Origin of the sequence: Marinobacter sp. 1_MG-2023 (genome assembly GCF_030549045.1) — a bacterium.
Lineage (GTDB): Bacteria > Pseudomonadota > Gammaproteobacteria > Pseudomonadales > Oleiphilaceae > Marinobacter.
The window spans coordinates 156790-170879 of sequence record NZ_JAUOST010000001.1 but is presented as its reverse complement, the minus strand read 5'-3'; the positions used below and the strand labels follow the sequence as shown (position 1 = coordinate 170879).

The following is a 14090-nucleotide window of genomic DNA, read 5'->3' as shown; positions in this document are numbered from 1 at the left end:
AACAGGCCCCCTCACCGTGAGCGAGCTACTTGAATCTCTTGAGATTCACCCTCTCAGGGACGATCTCTATAACGAGCTGCATTCCCGGCCTTACCAGGTTCTCCCCAGTTCCGCCCGGGTTACCCACATTGCGGTGCTAACCACACCGGCCCAACGCGAGCAGCAGTTTAAACATCTGCAGGCCCTGTCTGAGCAATTGGGCTATCCGGCCCCCGAGCAGGAAACCGGTTGTTTAGAGCAAACATTCGGAACACTGAGGGTGCGCAGGGAGATGCACCTGGAGTTTGCCTCCTACACGTTCATTAACCTGGCCGCGAGCGATTCGGAACCTTTTGCCGAAACCGGTATCAGCCCGCTGCCGCAAGCCTGGCTGGAACAACTGCCCGGCACGGTCGTTGCGGCCTTCCATCTGGACATACTTCCTGCAGAGGCAGGCGCCGAGGGTGACCCCGACGACATTCGTAAACACTTTGAGGGATTACGACTGGTTGGCAGCAGCCCCCAGGAAGGCGCCGCAAAGGTGTGGGGCACATTCAGGCTGCATACAGATGGTTTCGGGCGCTTTATGGTAGTGAACCATAAGATGTCAGATAGCCAGCTAGGCCGCCTGACCCAGCGGCTTATGGAGATTGAAACCTACCGACTAATGTCACTGCTGGCGCTGCCCGTAGCCCGGGAGATCACGCCATCGCTCAACGACATGGATCAGAAGCTGGCCATCATCACTCAGGCATTGGCCGACAACCACGATGTGGACGAGCAGCAACTGCTGGCGCAGCTAACCAATATAGCCGCCCGTATTGAAGCGTTCAGGGCGAACGCCACCTTCCGGTTCTCCGCCACTCGCGCCTACCACCGCCTGGTACTGACACGACTGGAAGAACTCAGGGAAGATGAGCTTTCCGGGCACCTTACCCTTACGGAATTCATGACCCGCCGCCTGACTCCGGCCGTCAAAACCTGTGAAGCCGTCAGCGAACGCCTGGAAGATCTTTCAAAACGTGTAGACCGCGCCTCAGACATGATGCGCACCCGGGTAGAGCTGGCGATTCAGAGCCAGAACCAGCAGTTACTCAGTTCCATGGACAGGCGTTCGAAAATCCAGCTGATGATGCAGCACACCGTTGAAGGTTTCTCGGTTGTCGCCATCACCTACTACCTGATTGGCCTGCTGAAGCTGATCCTGGACTCGGTTTACGAAGCCGGAATCATCTTCAACAAAACCCTGACTCTGGGCATTGCCATTCCGGTCACGCTGGCGCTGGTGTATCTGGGCATACGATTCGTGCACCACCACTTCATGCGTCTGGCCAAACGGCAATAGCCGCAGGCTTCAACCAGGGTTCTCGTTTCCGGAAAACTGCCGATAAAACTGTTGCGCCGTGCGCCCGTTTCGTACGCCCTTGGAAGTTGCAAAGCGGATAGCTTCACGGTGCAGGTCTTCCCGGTCGGAAACCTCTGGAAACAGAGCATCCACTGCCTGAAGGTAAACCTCCTGAGAAAACGCGTAGAAGGACAATTGCAGGCCAAAACGATCAGCCAACGAAACCTGTTCTTCTATTGCTTCAGCAGGATGGAGCTCCCCGTCCTGAACTTTGCTGTTCAGGTTGTCGGACATGAACTCCGGCATCAAATGACGACGATTGGAGGTGGCGTAGACTCGAACATTGTCGGGCGGTAGCTCCAGCGACCCTTCAAGCACACTTTTCAGCGCCTTGTACCCGGTTTCACCTACGTCGAAAGACAGGTCATCACAGAAGATGATAAAGCGAAATGGCAGGTCGCAGATATCATCAACAATCTCCGGCAGGTTCACCAGATCGTCCTTGTCTACTTCAATGACGCGCAGGCCATTTTCTTTATAGCGGTTCAGCAATGCCTTGATCAGGGACGATTTGCCGGTTCCCCTGGCCCCCCAAAGAAGCACGTTATTCGAAGGATCTCCCGCAAGAAAGCGTTCAGTATTGCGCGCCAGAGCCTGTTGCTGACGATCAATACCAGTCAAAGCACCCCATTGAACAGGATCAAGGCGCCTGACTGCACGAAGACCTGCGCGATGGCGGCGCCAAACTGCGGCGGGAGTTGAAGACCAGTCAAAGGGTATATTTCCAGACATTAGCTCTTTTCCTGAACAGCATTAAAGGTCTGTGCCCAGGCTTGTTCCCGGAGCACCGAAAGCTAGTATATCTGCAAGAGCGGCAGACGAGCTATCGGCCGAAGAGAAGGCACAAAAACAAGCAAAAAAAAGGTGCGGAGACAAAGTCTCCGCACCTTTTTGGGGGTCACATCACTTCGATCAGAACTGGAACTTGAGACCAACCTGAGCGGTATCAAAGTCCGGACCAGAATTGTTCAACTGGCCATTAAAATCATCTTCGTCGATGTCGACGTTATAACGATTGTACTCCAGGAACGTAGTCAGGTGTTCAGTGATGCGGAAGTCTACACCGGCACCGACAACAGGGCTTACATCGTCGTAAGTCTCATCTTCATCGAAAGCATCAACATCAAGCGCGGCAGCAAACGCACCGGCTTTGGCATACACACCGAAGCTCTCGGTGACCGGCAAGCGGCCTATAGCGACAAGCGCTCCACCCTTGAGCTTACCTTCGACATCGTCTTCACCGAAGTTGCCAAAATCCACATAGTTCGCTTCCAGAGCGAAGAATTCGTTGAACTGATAACCGAGGCCTGCTCCGTACAGATCATTCGAATCATCGAAATCGCCGCCGTGTGACTTGTAACCGCCGTAACTACCTTTGATGTACGGGCCAGATGAGTCACGGTCGGCTGAGCTCTGGGCGAGAGCCACAGGAGCTGCGAACACGCTGGCGGACAAAACGGTAGCTAGTGCAATACGAGAGTTAGAGTTCATAATGATTCTTCCTCGCTAGTTTGAGTTCCATTCGTTGGTGCGTTTCTAGAGTCACGAAAAGAATTGATCGCTGCCTCTGAAATGCATGCCACTACCCTAGTAGTTCTGTTCCTCGGTTTGGGTTACATCCGGACTAAAATCTATTCATCTTCTCTTAATTTTTTTCTTAAAAGGAAAAAATTAGCTTTTTAATCATAAACTTAAAAAAATAGCTCACGCACACCTGAACCAAACACAGGAACCTTGCCAAGCTTGCAGTAAAGAGAATTACGGGGTTATCAGAGGGGCAAACAGATTATTCGGAGGGCGAATTATCCGTCGAATGCGCAGGCGCCTCTTCGGATTCATCACTTTGGGGACTGCCGCCAGAGCCGGCAGATTGTCGCATCAGAGTCATGCCTCCCTGAAGCAACAGGTTTTTCAGTCTCGGGTCACCCTGTTCCACAACACCGACGGCAAAAGCCATCAGAGCTGCCTCGATCGGATTGCCCTGGATCAACGAGCGCAAAACTTCGACGGGTGAACCGCTTCCTGAGCCAGACGGTTTACTTTCATTATCGCTATCGCGCAGCTTTCTGGCGGGACGAGTCATGCGGTAGAAAAACAGGGCCAATAGACACAGGCATGCAAGCCCGGTGATTGCCATAGCACCTGGCTCGCCCACAAGGGGAGCCAAGGCCAGGGTTGCTGCGTTAACCAGAAAATAGAAGCCGGTGATCAGCAACGCCGTAAGAAGTACCAGAGCCAGCACGACCCCGGTGAGGGCCGCTACTGCCTTACGAAGGGTGCTCTGGATAGTTGCAGAATCAGGCAGCATCAGCGATCAAGCATTTTGCCAACAATCACGCCCGCCAGGAACATGAGGATAATACTCAGAAACGGCCGCTCCTCAATTTTATGCTCCACACTCTCAACGGACTTTGAGCCAGCCTCAGTAGCGCGGTTCAGAGCCTCATCGCCTCGCTTGCGAAGCTGATCCAACACCGCCCGGGTTTCACGGCTGATTTCACTTTTCAGGTCATTAGCGTTGGACTTCTGGCCATCAGCAACCGCTTTGGTCAGCGATGCCATGTCCTCTCGTAAAAGTTGAAGATCCTCTTTCACGCGGGCGTACTCGTCTTGTGCTGTTTGCTTTTCCATGAGCTGTCTCCTGATTGATTTCTGACTACATTCGACAACGGCCTGGGATGAGCGACTACAAGAGCCCATAAAGCCATACACAAATCACTCTAGCACATGGCCTGATACGCATGACAAGTTACAGCCCAGACAGAAGCACCCAATAAAACCCGAAAAACCGTATTACGCCGCAAAGCAGGACGGTTCGGGCTCGTCCTCTCGCACACGCAAAAAGCTTGCGAAACGTGGCAAGCCGGTTGCCGTATGGCCGTAATATTTGAAGGTGATGCAGGTGCCAGGTGCGGGTAGGTTTTTGCCGCGCATAATCTGGGTTTATTGTGCAGAATAACGAAGCCAAGCCTCTCCTTGGCAGTCACACCACTATGCAGGTGTCGCGCTTTCCTGGCATCCATGCCGGAGGTAAGCCGACACTGTGCTAGCTAGTCGACTCTGCTGCAGATTAAACACTGCGCGCCAAAACTTCTGTAAGCAAAATCTCACACCAACGTAAGCTTTTGCACACACTGTAACTCCGGAGTTACAAGCTTTATTCTTCGAATTCATCGACGCAACGAGCACTCTTTAAGACAGCCTCGGACGCTAATGGTTGTGATCGCTGTAGGTCGTCTAATAGAATTCCCGACCGCCGGGCTCCCCGCAATGACGTATAAGCCGCTAGCATTATTGGCTTTTCTGAGGCGGCATTGAAACTAATAATGGCTGTAGTAACGCCTTTGGTGTTTTCTGCTTGGCCACTTGGCAAACCCATAGCATTCACCTCTAGAGCGGCTTAAGACACCGCCTGCCGCGGACAAGATTGACCAATGCAACGCAGTATCAGAATAGTTATTTTCTTGGTTGTGAGCACTTTCGGACTGATCAGCCAAACGGCGATTGCCGACGTAGTGAAAATGTCCAGCAGCGGCCTATGCCATCCTCCACAGAGCAGATGGTATGAACAAACACAAAACTATCGGGCTTTTCAATCGCTGGATGACTGCTCAGATGCCGGAGGCAAATTGCCTAAAGGTGTAACTGAAAAGACCACATTGATCCTGTCTCAACAAACTCTGGCAATGTCACAAACCTATGAGTATGAGCGCTCGGCGTTCGGGCATGGTTGGGATGATACAGACGGGGATTGCCAGGACAGTCGAGCTGAAGCCCTTATTGCGACCTCTACCACACCGGTACGGTTTGCTACGGACAAGCGCTGTCGTGTCGTTACCGGCCGCTGGATCAGCTCGTTCACAAACCAAGTTATTCAGAACGCATCCGACATCGATATCGACCATGTGGTGCCGTTAGCCTGGTCTTGGGATCGTGGGGCAGCGCAGTGGTCACGTGAAAAGCGCGAACGATTTGCGAATGACCCAGTGAATCTTTGGCCAGTCGAGGCAAGTTTGAATCGCAGCAAAGGAGCCAAAGGACCTAACGAATGGTTACCGCCTGCTGGGCATTGCGGGTATGTGGCTCGCTTTTACCGAATAGTGAAGATCTACAAACTCGAGCCGCGACTGGCTGAAAACGAGTGGACACGAGTCTTCCTGAATGACTGCCAAAGCTGACGACCTGTTAGATTGGGGGGGGGATTACACGTTCAATAAGGCATGAACTTTACCTGTTCGTTGCGAACAGTAAGGCTTTGTTGGTTTGGCTGAACAAAGGATTGACCTGACAGTGGCCCCGTCTCAGGGCCACTTAGAATTGCGGGACAATAACTTAAAATACTGTCGGGGCTCAGTTGATCACTTCAATTACATCCGCCTTTAAACAAAAGCGAACGTTCGATTCAGGGCCTTCCCCAAGAGGCTCCAAGTTAATCACAGCCATTTCATCCCGTATGATTGGCGGAGCATATTGCAGGCGCTGAATGGTTACATGGCAAAGAGGGCCATGCTCGGCTAAGCTATTGTTTTATCGATTTATGTGCAGCGCGATTGATGGATCAAAGTCAGTAATAATGACGCAGTCAAATTGCTGCAATGACAAAGCGCGCCGCCTAATTTCTGTTATGAGATTGTTGCCAAAAAATAAGGTAGCCGCTATATGGAACTTTTTCACTACACAAGCGCGTTTGTTATTCAAGAAATTGTGCTTAAAAGAAAGATATGGGCTACCAACATAAACTACATGAATGACAGCAAAGAAGGTGCCATACCAAGGGAAAGATTGCGGAGGTACGTTAATTCGAAGGGTGCGCATGGACTTGGAGTTGATGAATATCTAAAAGAAGCTATCGAGTATTTTTTGAACAAAAACAAACATTCCTTTGTCGCTTGCTTTTCTGCCGGCCATGATAATCTCAGCCTATATAGAACCTACACGCCTCCGGATGGCGGATACGCCATCGGTTTTGAAAGCGATTATTTAAATAAGATCCCCACAACTGAGCTGATCGGATGTGAGTACGCCCGTGACAACCATGACGGAGAAATACTCCGCTACTTAAAAGATCTTATACAAGCATTAAAGAGCTATGATAGGAGTGGAATTTCCCCATTAGAGTTATGCAATAACTTTAAGGAAACTGGGCAATTTTTGAACCGTCTGGCACACATGTCTGACGCCTTTAAGTCTGATTCGTTCGCATCAGAAAATGAGTCTAGGCTAGTTGGCAGAGATTGGGAAAAGAGAGAACTTCGCGCCTCATCAAGAGGAAATTTTCTTATTCCTTATGTGCCCATAGAGCTACCGAATATAGAGACCAATGTTAGGATTTCCATAGGTCCAAATTCTAATCTTGATCTAGCTATAAAGGGTATCCAAGAGTTGCCAGATATTGCTCGTCGGCAGGGATGCAAATGGAACATTTCGATTGGTGGTTTTGGCGGGGCTTCTTATAGATATATTTGAAGCCGAGAACTCATTAACCAGTGAATTAAGCCGACCAATTTTCCGCTGACGCTCCAAGTTGGCGGCTTATTCAAGGCGTTATGCGATATGAGGTGCACGGTGGATCTTGTATTTTTTCTGAGAGACCGGCTGGAGTTTGCTAAATACTTTTATAGCAATGCTTCAAAGCCGTTCACGAATATAGTGGCGGCGATCGAAAACGAAGAGCCACCATTTGTTCCGGAGTATAATGAGCCTGAGGAGCCTCCTTATCTTCAGGAATGGCAGGATGCTAAAACCGGACTGGAGTCCTTAGGCTTGACGGCATTGTCAATGGTGGCTTCATCACTCCAGCTTTTCCTAAATGACTGGGTTCACTTGCGGCATGAGCGACAACGTGGCGAAAAGTACAAACGAAAGCACGCTAAGGGATGGTTTCATGCTTATCGTAAGATTCTCGAGGATGTTGGCCTTGATATGGAGGGGTGCCCTGCGGATCTGGACTTGATCGAGCAGGCTGTTCTTGCCCGAAATCGGGGCCAGCATCCGGAAGTCTTAACCATGCTACAGACAACTCATTCCAAAAGTGACTTGGAGAAATATCCATCTCCATATTTTGTTTCTGAAGCTGATCAAAAAGCCATCAGCTTTGACGATGGGGAGTTGTCCTGGTGGTTGTCTCCGAATGTGTATGTAGATGAGGTTAAGCTAGAGGCCGTCATCGCCGAGGTCGAGAAGTTATGCAAGTGGCTTGAGGCAGATTGCTGACATCCAGATAGGCATAACCACTGCGGGCACGGGGACGCCCATTACATTACGCCTTTGGCTCCATTCCAAGGGCGCGCATGCTGCAAGCGTTATCGCACCATCTGAATGTTCGCTTTGCGACCGAAGCTGTCCTGTAATCCTCCCGATAAAGAGCTGTGATCAGAAGTGGAGTTTTCCGTAAGCTACACGGAGGGAGATTCCGCATGAAAAAATCACCAAACTTTAATCATGTGCAAACTTTTTCGAAACCGGATGCCACTGTGCCTTACTGGCAATAGCAACCGGAGATTCGGTCAATGACTGCTCGCAGTGCCATAGCTATACTCCTATGAATACTTTCGGAACATCTCTGCAAGATCCCATTACCAAGGAGCAAACAAATATGAGCGACCTGAAAGCCAGATTCGACGAAGCGGTAAACTACATCCAGAATGCGGAAGGCGACTTCAAGCCTTCCAACGAAATGAAGCTGGAGTTTTATGCCTTATACAAGCAGGCAACCGCCGGAGATGTATCGGGCAAGCGCCCGGGCATGATGGATTTTGTTGGCCGCGCCAAATACGACGCCTGGGAAAAGTGCAAGGGCATGTCCAAAGATGATGCCATGCAGAAATACATCGATAAACTCGAAGCGCTCAAATAACAAGCCAGCTTGCGTTCCGATCCCGGCAGATATCCGTCGGGATCAAAATCCCCATGCAGGGCATCTGTTAATAGCGTGTACCTGTCAGCGGTCGGTCATATTCACATTGAGTGCATCGTACGTGCGATTCTCCGGTGGACGAATCACGTAATTGTTGCTGTGTGTCTGTCCGGGGATGGACTTGGGCGTGCTGAAGCGAAACTCTACCGGTATCTCTGAACGGCCGAGATCTGTCCGGCTATCGCCAGGCTGCAACGCCAGAGGGTCCAGATAAAAATCATCGTCACCTGCCGGCTGCACAGGAACCCCTTCCGCAGGAGCCGCCAGGCCGCCCTCAATCACCGTATCAGACAGGTCGTCTTCAGCGATGGATCTGAAAGGAATGGTTTCCAGTGTTGAACGTTGCTCCAACTCGAACACCAGGCCGTCTCCGGCGTTGCTTTGCGCACTGACAGATCCTGCCACCATGAGCAGGAAAGCTATGGAGATAAGCGCAGAGCGTGTCAATTCAGACGATCTGGCAATAGGATGCAAGACATTCATGGCGCCCTTCCTGAGCTGAGACACGCCTTCGTTGAAAGGTGTCAATTTTTGATCAGTCTATCGCCAAGTTAGTCGTATTTCTCGATTGATTGACCGATTTGTGACAAGTTTCCAAACTCACTCTCAACGCATTAGCCGGAGCAGCCTTGAAAACACCACTTATTACCCGCCAGGGCTATGAAGACTTGCGGAAAGAGCTTGATGAGCTCTGGCGGTTCGAGCGCCCGGAAGTCACGAAAAAAGTGAACTGGGCGGCTAGCCTTGGTGATCGCAGTGAAAACGCTGACTATCAATACAACAAGAAGCGGCTTCGGGAAATCGACCGGCGTGTGCGCTACCTGAGGCGCTGCCTCGAGAATCTCAAGGTGGTTGATCAACGCCCGGAGCAGGAAGGGAAGGTCTTTTTCGGTGCCTGGGTGGAAGTGGAAAACGACGATGGCAAGATTTTGAAATTCAGAATTGTTGGCTACGACGAAATCTTCAATCGCACCGATTATATTTCTATCGATTCGCCAATGGCCCGGGCACTGCTGAAGAAGGAAGTGGGCGACGAGGCGGAGGTAAGAACTGAGGCCGGGACGATTACTTGGTATATCAATGCCATTGAATACAAGGCATAAAAAAACCCCGTCAAAACGGGGTAAGGCTAGCGCTGTGCTGGAGGAAGAAGCAAGCGGCTATTGATGCTTGCTTCTATCTACAGTGCCTATTCTCCACACCCGGTATTACCACGCCCTTGCTGATGGATTACCTTTTAGTCAGGGTGAGAACACAACAGCCGGCACACCGAATTAGGTTGTACACTCTAGGGAACGGCGATAGCTTCCACGTATCAAATCTTTTTATCCGCTTTAGCGTTGGAGATAGCAGAATGAATACACAGAAGTTCCTGGATATGGCCCTTGAGGGCGTCGATGCCTTGGGCTTTCGCCTCGACCAGATGGGCATTACCGGAAAGGTTAATCGCCACAATATTGCGGCTTTGCTGATGCTGGAACAAAAGCATCTTGAGGGTGAGTGGGACAGCATTCAGGTTCGCTTGAACCTTCGCCGCTCACAATTCGAACGGCTTACCCAGCAGATTGAAACCCGCAAAGATGCCTTGGTCGGGCCGGTGCTTTCGCAGGTAAACCGGTTCCGCCCGAGCCACTGAACTTCAGGCGTTGCCGGTTTCTGCAGAAGGGGAAGTGTCTCCGCCGGCAGAGTCCGGCGCCTGCTCGGCTTGGGTAGCCTTGATGCGTTTGCGTAAACGGATATATGCAGGCATGTGCACAGCTACCGTCAGGCCAGGTGGCGTTTCATCCGGGTAGGTATCGCTAAGTATAATCCTGCCCTGATGAATCTCGGCAACAGCACTTACCAGGCTGAGGCCCAAGCCGTTACCCGGAAGTGAGCGGCTCTTGCCAACGCGGTAGAAGCGCTGGAAAACCTGGTCCTTCTCATCATCGGGAATACCAATACCACTGTCCCGAACTTCGAAAACTGCATCTTCTCCCTCTTTTCGCACCGCCACACCGATCGTGCCATGCTCGGGCGTGTATTTAATGGCGTTATCAATCAGGTTGCTGATCATCTGGAACAACAGGTCCCTGTCCCCTTCGATGATGACCCCGGCCTCAAGAGACTGATCAAATACCTGCTCCTTATCCTCAGACAGCGCTTCATAGAGTTCACAGGCATCGGATACCAGCTCATCCAGAGCAACCTGCTTCATATCACCGGAATTGCCCTTGGTTTCCAGGCGGGCGATTCGCAAAAGTGCGTTGAACGTCGCCAGCAACTGGTCCGCTTCTGCAACGGCGCGGCCTGCCTGCTCTCTCGCCTCGTCGTTATCAACGGACATCAGGGTGTTTTCAAGTTGGTTACGCAGGCGCGTCAAAGGGGTGCGAAGATCATGGGCGATGCTGTCAGACACGTGCCGGATACCTTCCATCAGGTAAACAATCCGATCCAGCATCTGGTTAAGGTTTTCCGCGAGCTGATCGAAATCATCCTCTGTACCGCGAGTCGGTATACGGAGGGAGAGGTGTCCGTTCATGATTCGCCGGGAGGTATTATTGATCACTTCAATACGCCGCGTTGTGCTTCGGCTCATTAAAAAGCCGCCAAGCAACGCCAGTGCAAGGGTTATTCCCATACCCCAATTGATGGCCGTTTCAATAACCCGCTTGAGGCTGGTTAGCTCATCAACATCCCGGCCAACCAACAACCTCAACCCACCCTGAACCTCGAAGATGCGGGCCCGGGCAAGCCGCTCGGAGCCGGTCCAACCAACATCCGAGTTAAGCGTAAAATTGATCCAGCCACTTTCCGAGCGGGATCCATCCGGCCAGGTCTCTATGTTGCCTGCCAGTTTTACAAATTCTTCAGTGGTAAGCAGGTAAATGGTTTTGGCATTGGGATCACGTGCGACCCGCTCACGAATAATCGTGATCAGGCCATTTACGCCACGCCCCCGATATTGCTCCGCCAACCCGGCGATTTCAGCTTCAATAGTTTCGTCGGTCTGGGCGGTCATAAAGCCCGCTGTACGCCAGTAAATAAAGGCCAGTAACAAAAATACCGAGGTGGCAAATACCACCATGTACAGCAGGGCAAGCTGGAAGGACGATGTCCTGAGCTGGCTAAGCAGTTTCACGCAACATGTACCCTGCACCCCGGATGGTCTGCAGTAGGGGTGTTTCGAATTCCTTATCGATCTTGGCTCGCAGACGGCTGATGTGCACGTCGATCACGTTGGTCTGGGGATCAAAATGATAATCCCAGACTTTCTCCAGCAGCATGGTCCGGGTGACCACCTGTCCTGCGTTACGCATCAGATATTCAAGCAACCGGAACTCCCGGGGTTGAACATCGATATTCTGACCGGAGCGCTTCACTGTGCGGGCCAGCAGATCCATTTCCAGATCGGCTACCTTCAGCACGGTTTCAGTTTCCGCAGACTGGCGATTTCTGCGTACCAGCGACTCGATCCGGGCCAGGAGCTCGGTGAAAGAGAAAGGCTTGGTAAGATAATCATCACCACCGCCTCTAAGGCCTTCAACGCGATCGTCTACATCGCCCAGCGCGCTGAGGATCAGAACCGGCACCTGGTTTCCCGTGGCACGAACGGTTTTGATGATGGAAAGCCCATCCATGCCCGGAAGCATACGGTCGACAATCATGATGTCGTACTCGCCACTGGCGGCCATCATCATTCCGTCTTTGCCGTCAGCAGCGTGATCGACCACAAAGTCTGATTCCTTCAGACCTTTAACGAGATAATTTGCTACGTCCTGATCGTCTTCGATTACCAGCGCTTTCACCGGATCCCCTCCTGATAGCGAATTACATTAACAACAGAGTACGAATAACTCGGGACACCGGCCAGTTACGATCTTGTAAGAGGGTGTCGCCAATGGCGACGGTCGGGTCTAGGCCGTTATCCAGTGCAGGCTTTCTGTTGTGGCGCCTGAGGGCCGGTATTCGGCACTTACCCAGCCGTCATAATCCATCTTATCGATGGCGGCGAAAACATTCGGAAAGTTAATCTCTCCGGTTCCTGGTTCGTTCCTGCCGGGGTTATCCGCAAACTGTATGTGACCAATCCATGGCAGCAGGCACTCCATGGAGCGCATGAGGTCCCCGTGCATGATCTGCATATGGTATATGTCGTACTGCAAGCGCAAGTTATCCGCATCAATTTCCTCGATCAGCGCAATAACCTTACCGGAGGTATCGAGAAAAAATCTGGGCATGTCGACCCGTGAATTGATGGCTTCCAGGCACAGTGTAATGCCCTCATCCGCAAGCTTGTCAGCCGCCCATGCAACATTGGCTGCCAACGTTTTCCAGGCCGTCTCCTCATCCAGCTCCACCGGTTTCAGGCCGGCCAGGCAGTTCAACCGTTTGCAATCCAGTTCCCGCGCATATTCGATCGCCTGAGCCACCCCGGCGCGAAACTCTTCAACCCGATCCGGAAGGCAGGCAATGCCACGCTCGCCGGCATCCCAGTCACCCGGGGGCAGATTGAACAGAACCTGCGTAAGACCATTGTCTTTCAACGCACTGGAGAGCATTTCTTTGGGCCAGGCGTAGGGAAAAAGATACTCGACACCGGTAAACCCGGCCTCAGCCGCTTTGGCGAAGCGCTCAGGAAAGGGTACTTCGGTAAACAGCATAGACAGATTGGCAGCGAAACGCGGCATGGGCAATTACTCCTTGGGGCCCGGGCCGGTAGCACCAAGGCGGGTTCCGTTAATGTGTTCCAGTTCCAGCAACAAGCCGCTGTGATCAGCATCACTATGGCCATTGGCTACCAGAGACAAATATTCATTATGCACTTGTTGCGACAGTGGCAGCGTTAACCCCTCTGCCCGAGCCTCATCCAGAATCATACGCAGATCCTTCAGCTGGATACGGGCAGGCGCACCAGGTGCAAAATCGCGGTCAATCATGCGCTGACCATGCAACTCCAGAATCCGGCTGCCGGCAAAGCCTCCCATCAGCGCCTCGCGCACTGCCGCCGGATCCGCACCGCCCTTGGCGGCCAATAGAAGGGCTTCAGACACTGCCCCGATGGTAATGCCCACAATCGCCTGGTTTGCCAGCTTGGCAAGCTGCCCGGCCCCCACAGGGCCAATCCGCGTGCACTTGCCGAGCACCTCAAACACTGGCCTAGCCCGGGAGACATTTTCCTCAGAGCCGCCAGCCATAATACTCAAGCGCGCTTCCTGCGCTCCCAGAGTGCCACCGGAAACCGGAGCATCCACATAACCTGCGCCTTTTTCAGCCGCAAGCGCAGCGTGACGACGAGCCACCGAGGGCTGAACGGAGCTCATATCAATTAGCAGAGCCCCCGGTTTGATGGCTTCCAATGCGCCGCTTGCAACCAACACCTGTTCCACCACGTCGCTGTTTTCCAGCATGGTGATCACAACATCTGCTGTTCGCACGGCATCTGCAGGAGTGTCAGCAATCGTTGCTTCACTAGCAAACGGCTCGCACTTGCTGGCTGTGCGGTTCCAAAGAGTCATGGGGAAACCAGCATCCAGCAGATTGCGGGTCATGGGAGCACCCATCAGGCCAATGCCGAGAAATGCGATCTGAGGAACTTCTTTTGTCATTTTAGCGGTCTCGATTTCAAGTATCGGGAAGAAGCAATTGGGCAGGCCTTTGCAAAACCGTGCGGAGCCATGGATGGCGGAGCCGAGCGTACAGGGATGTATTCACAGCGTGTTGTGGAAGGGCCTGTCCAATTGCTTCGTACACCAGACTATAAGATACAAAAGGCGCAAACAAAAACGCCACCAACCGAAACGGTGGTGG

The 14090-nt window shown here is 52.1% G+C and carries 16 protein-coding genes and 1 pseudogene; 7 read left to right on the top strand and 10 right to left on the bottom strand.

What is annotated here, in order from left to right:
• The first annotated feature begins 16 nt into the window (after positions 1-16).
• Complete coding sequence (locus Q4606_RS00835; RefSeq protein WP_303606381.1) at positions 17-1324, top strand: DUF3422 family protein; 1308 nt, start codon at positions 17-19, stop codon at positions 1322-1324.
• Positions 1325-1333: 9 nt separating this feature from the next.
• Here the strand turns inward: Q4606_RS00835 and Q4606_RS00830 are convergent, their stop codons facing one another.
• The 5 genes and pseudogenes from Q4606_RS00830 to Q4606_RS00810 all read right to left on the bottom strand — a co-directional run.
• Complete coding sequence (locus tag Q4606_RS00830) at positions 1334-2116, bottom strand: ATP-binding protein (protein WP_303606380.1); 783 nt, start codon at positions 2114-2116, stop codon at positions 1334-1336.
• Between the two features lie 180 nt (positions 2117-2296).
• Positions 2297-2875: a porin family protein gene (locus Q4606_RS00825; RefSeq protein WP_303594839.1), complete on the bottom strand. Its 579-nt coding sequence runs from the start codon at positions 2873-2875 to the stop codon at positions 2297-2299.
• Between the two features lie 295 nt (positions 2876-3170).
• Entirely contained in the window at positions 3171-3692 is a 522-nt protein-coding gene (locus Q4606_RS00820; protein ID WP_303594841.1) for a hypothetical protein, read from the bottom strand.
• Complete coding sequence (locus Q4606_RS00815; RefSeq protein ID WP_303594843.1) at positions 3692-4015, bottom strand: YqjD family protein; 324 nt, start codon at positions 4013-4015, stop codon at positions 3692-3694. The genes Q4606_RS00820 and Q4606_RS00815 overlap by 1 nt, the downstream gene beginning before the upstream one ends.
• A 162-nt stretch (positions 4016-4177) precedes the next feature.
• Positions 4178-4300 (bottom strand): annotated as a pseudogene (locus Q4606_RS00810) (hypothetical protein); the annotation flags it as partial.
• A 713-nt stretch (positions 4301-5013) separates the two neighbouring features.
• Here Q4606_RS00810 and Q4606_RS00805 point away from each other — a divergent pair.
• The 4 genes from Q4606_RS00805 (at position 5014) to Q4606_RS00790 (ending at position 8240) form a co-directional block, all read left to right on the top strand.
• Entirely contained in the window at positions 5014-5562 is a 549-nt protein-coding gene (locus tag Q4606_RS00805; protein ID WP_303606379.1) for an HNH endonuclease family protein, read from the top strand.
• A 481-nt stretch (positions 5563-6043) separates the two neighbouring features.
• Complete coding sequence (locus Q4606_RS00800) at positions 6044-6850, top strand: DUF2971 domain-containing protein (RefSeq protein ID WP_303606378.1); 807 nt, start codon at positions 6044-6046, stop codon at positions 6848-6850.
• A gap of 99 nt (positions 6851-6949) precedes the next feature.
• Positions 6950-7597 (top strand): hypothetical protein, encoded by a 648-nt coding sequence (locus Q4606_RS00795; protein ID WP_303606377.1) that lies wholly within the window; start codon positions 6950-6952, stop codon positions 7595-7597.
• Between the two features lie 382 nt (positions 7598-7979).
• Positions 7980-8240: an acyl-CoA-binding protein gene (locus Q4606_RS00790; RefSeq protein ID WP_303606376.1), complete on the top strand. Its 261-nt coding sequence runs from the start codon at positions 7980-7982 to the stop codon at positions 8238-8240.
• An 84-nt stretch (positions 8241-8324) separates the two neighbouring features.
• Here the strand turns inward: Q4606_RS00790 and Q4606_RS00785 are convergent, their stop codons facing one another.
• A complete protein-coding gene (locus tag Q4606_RS00785; RefSeq protein ID WP_303594853.1) occupies positions 8325-8783 on the bottom strand; it encodes a hypothetical protein in 459 nt (152 codons plus the stop codon).
• Between the two features lie 146 nt (positions 8784-8929).
• On the opposite strand from Q4606_RS00785, the gene greB reads away from it, so the two are divergent.
• Both greB and Q4606_RS00775 read left to right on the top strand, forming a co-directional pair.
• The gene (greB, locus tag Q4606_RS00780) at positions 8930-9403 is read left to right on the top strand and encodes a transcription elongation factor GreB (protein WP_303594855.1); all 474 of its coding nucleotides are present in this window, start codon (positions 8930-8932) and stop codon (positions 9401-9403) included.
• A gap of 251 nt (positions 9404-9654) precedes the next feature.
• On the top strand, positions 9655-9936 hold the full coding sequence (locus tag Q4606_RS00775; protein ID WP_303594856.1) for a hypothetical protein: 282 nt from the start codon (positions 9655-9657) through the stop codon (positions 9934-9936).
• Between the two features lie 3 nt (positions 9937-9939).
• Here Q4606_RS00775 and Q4606_RS00770 read toward each other — a convergent pair whose 3' ends face one another.
• The 4 genes from Q4606_RS00770 to Q4606_RS00755 all read right to left on the bottom strand — a co-directional run bounded on the left by Q4606_RS00770 (position 9940) and on the right by Q4606_RS00755 (position 13888).
• Positions 9940-11421 carry a HAMP domain-containing sensor histidine kinase gene (locus Q4606_RS00770; RefSeq protein WP_303594858.1) on the bottom strand — a complete coding sequence of 494 codons (1482 nt, stop codon included), beginning with the start codon at positions 11419-11421 and terminating at the stop codon, positions 9940-9942.
• Positions 11408-12088, bottom strand: coding sequence for a response regulator transcription factor (locus Q4606_RS00765; RefSeq protein WP_303594860.1), 681 nt, complete (start codon positions 12086-12088; stop codon positions 11408-11410). Before Q4606_RS00765 ends, Q4606_RS00770 begins: the two co-directional genes overlap by 14 nt.
• Before the next feature lie 108 nt (positions 12089-12196).
• On the bottom strand, positions 12197-12970 hold the full coding sequence (gene hyi, locus Q4606_RS00760; protein WP_303606375.1) for a hydroxypyruvate isomerase: 774 nt from the start codon (positions 12968-12970) through the stop codon (positions 12197-12199).
• Positions 12971-12976: 6 nt separating this feature from the next.
• Positions 12977-13888, bottom strand: a complete 912-nt coding sequence (locus Q4606_RS00755) for an NAD(P)-dependent oxidoreductase (RefSeq protein ID WP_303594863.1) — start codon at positions 13886-13888, stop codon at positions 12977-12979.
• Between the last annotated feature and the right edge of the window lie 202 nt (positions 13889-14090).

Coding starts and splice junctions, on each gene's coding strand:
- Q4606_RS00830 (WP_303606380.1), bottom strand. CDS start 2,116: ATGTCTGGAAATATACCCTTTGACTGGTCTTCAACTCCCGCCGCAGTT.
- Q4606_RS00825 (WP_303594839.1), bottom strand. CDS start 2,875: ATGAACTCTAACTCTCGTATTGCACTAGCTACCGTTTTGTCCGCCAGC.
- Q4606_RS00820 (WP_303594841.1), bottom strand. CDS start 3,692: ATGCTGCCTGATTCTGCAACTATCCAGAGCACCCTTCGTAAGGCAGTA.
- Q4606_RS00815 (WP_303594843.1), bottom strand. CDS start 4,015: ATGGAAAAGCAAACAGCACAAGACGAGTACGCCCGCGTGAAAGAGGAT.
- Q4606_RS00800 (WP_303606378.1), top strand. CDS start 6,044: ATGGAACTTTTTCACTACACAAGCGCGTTTGTTATTCAAGAAATTGTG.
- Q4606_RS00790 (WP_303606376.1), top strand. CDS start 7,980: ATGAGCGACCTGAAAGCCAGATTCGACGAAGCGGTAAACTACATCCAG.
- Q4606_RS00785 (WP_303594853.1), bottom strand. CDS start 8,783: ATGAATGTCTTGCATCCTATTGCCAGATCGTCTGAATTGACACGCTCT.
- Q4606_RS00775 (WP_303594856.1), top strand. CDS start 9,655: ATGAATACACAGAAGTTCCTGGATATGGCCCTTGAGGGCGTCGATGCC.
- hyi (WP_303606375.1), bottom strand. CDS start 12,970: ATGCCGCGTTTCGCTGCCAATCTGTCTATGCTGTTTACCGAAGTACCC.
- Q4606_RS00755 (WP_303594863.1), bottom strand. CDS start 13,888: ATGACAAAAGAAGTTCCTCAGATCGCATTTCTCGGCATTGGCCTGATG.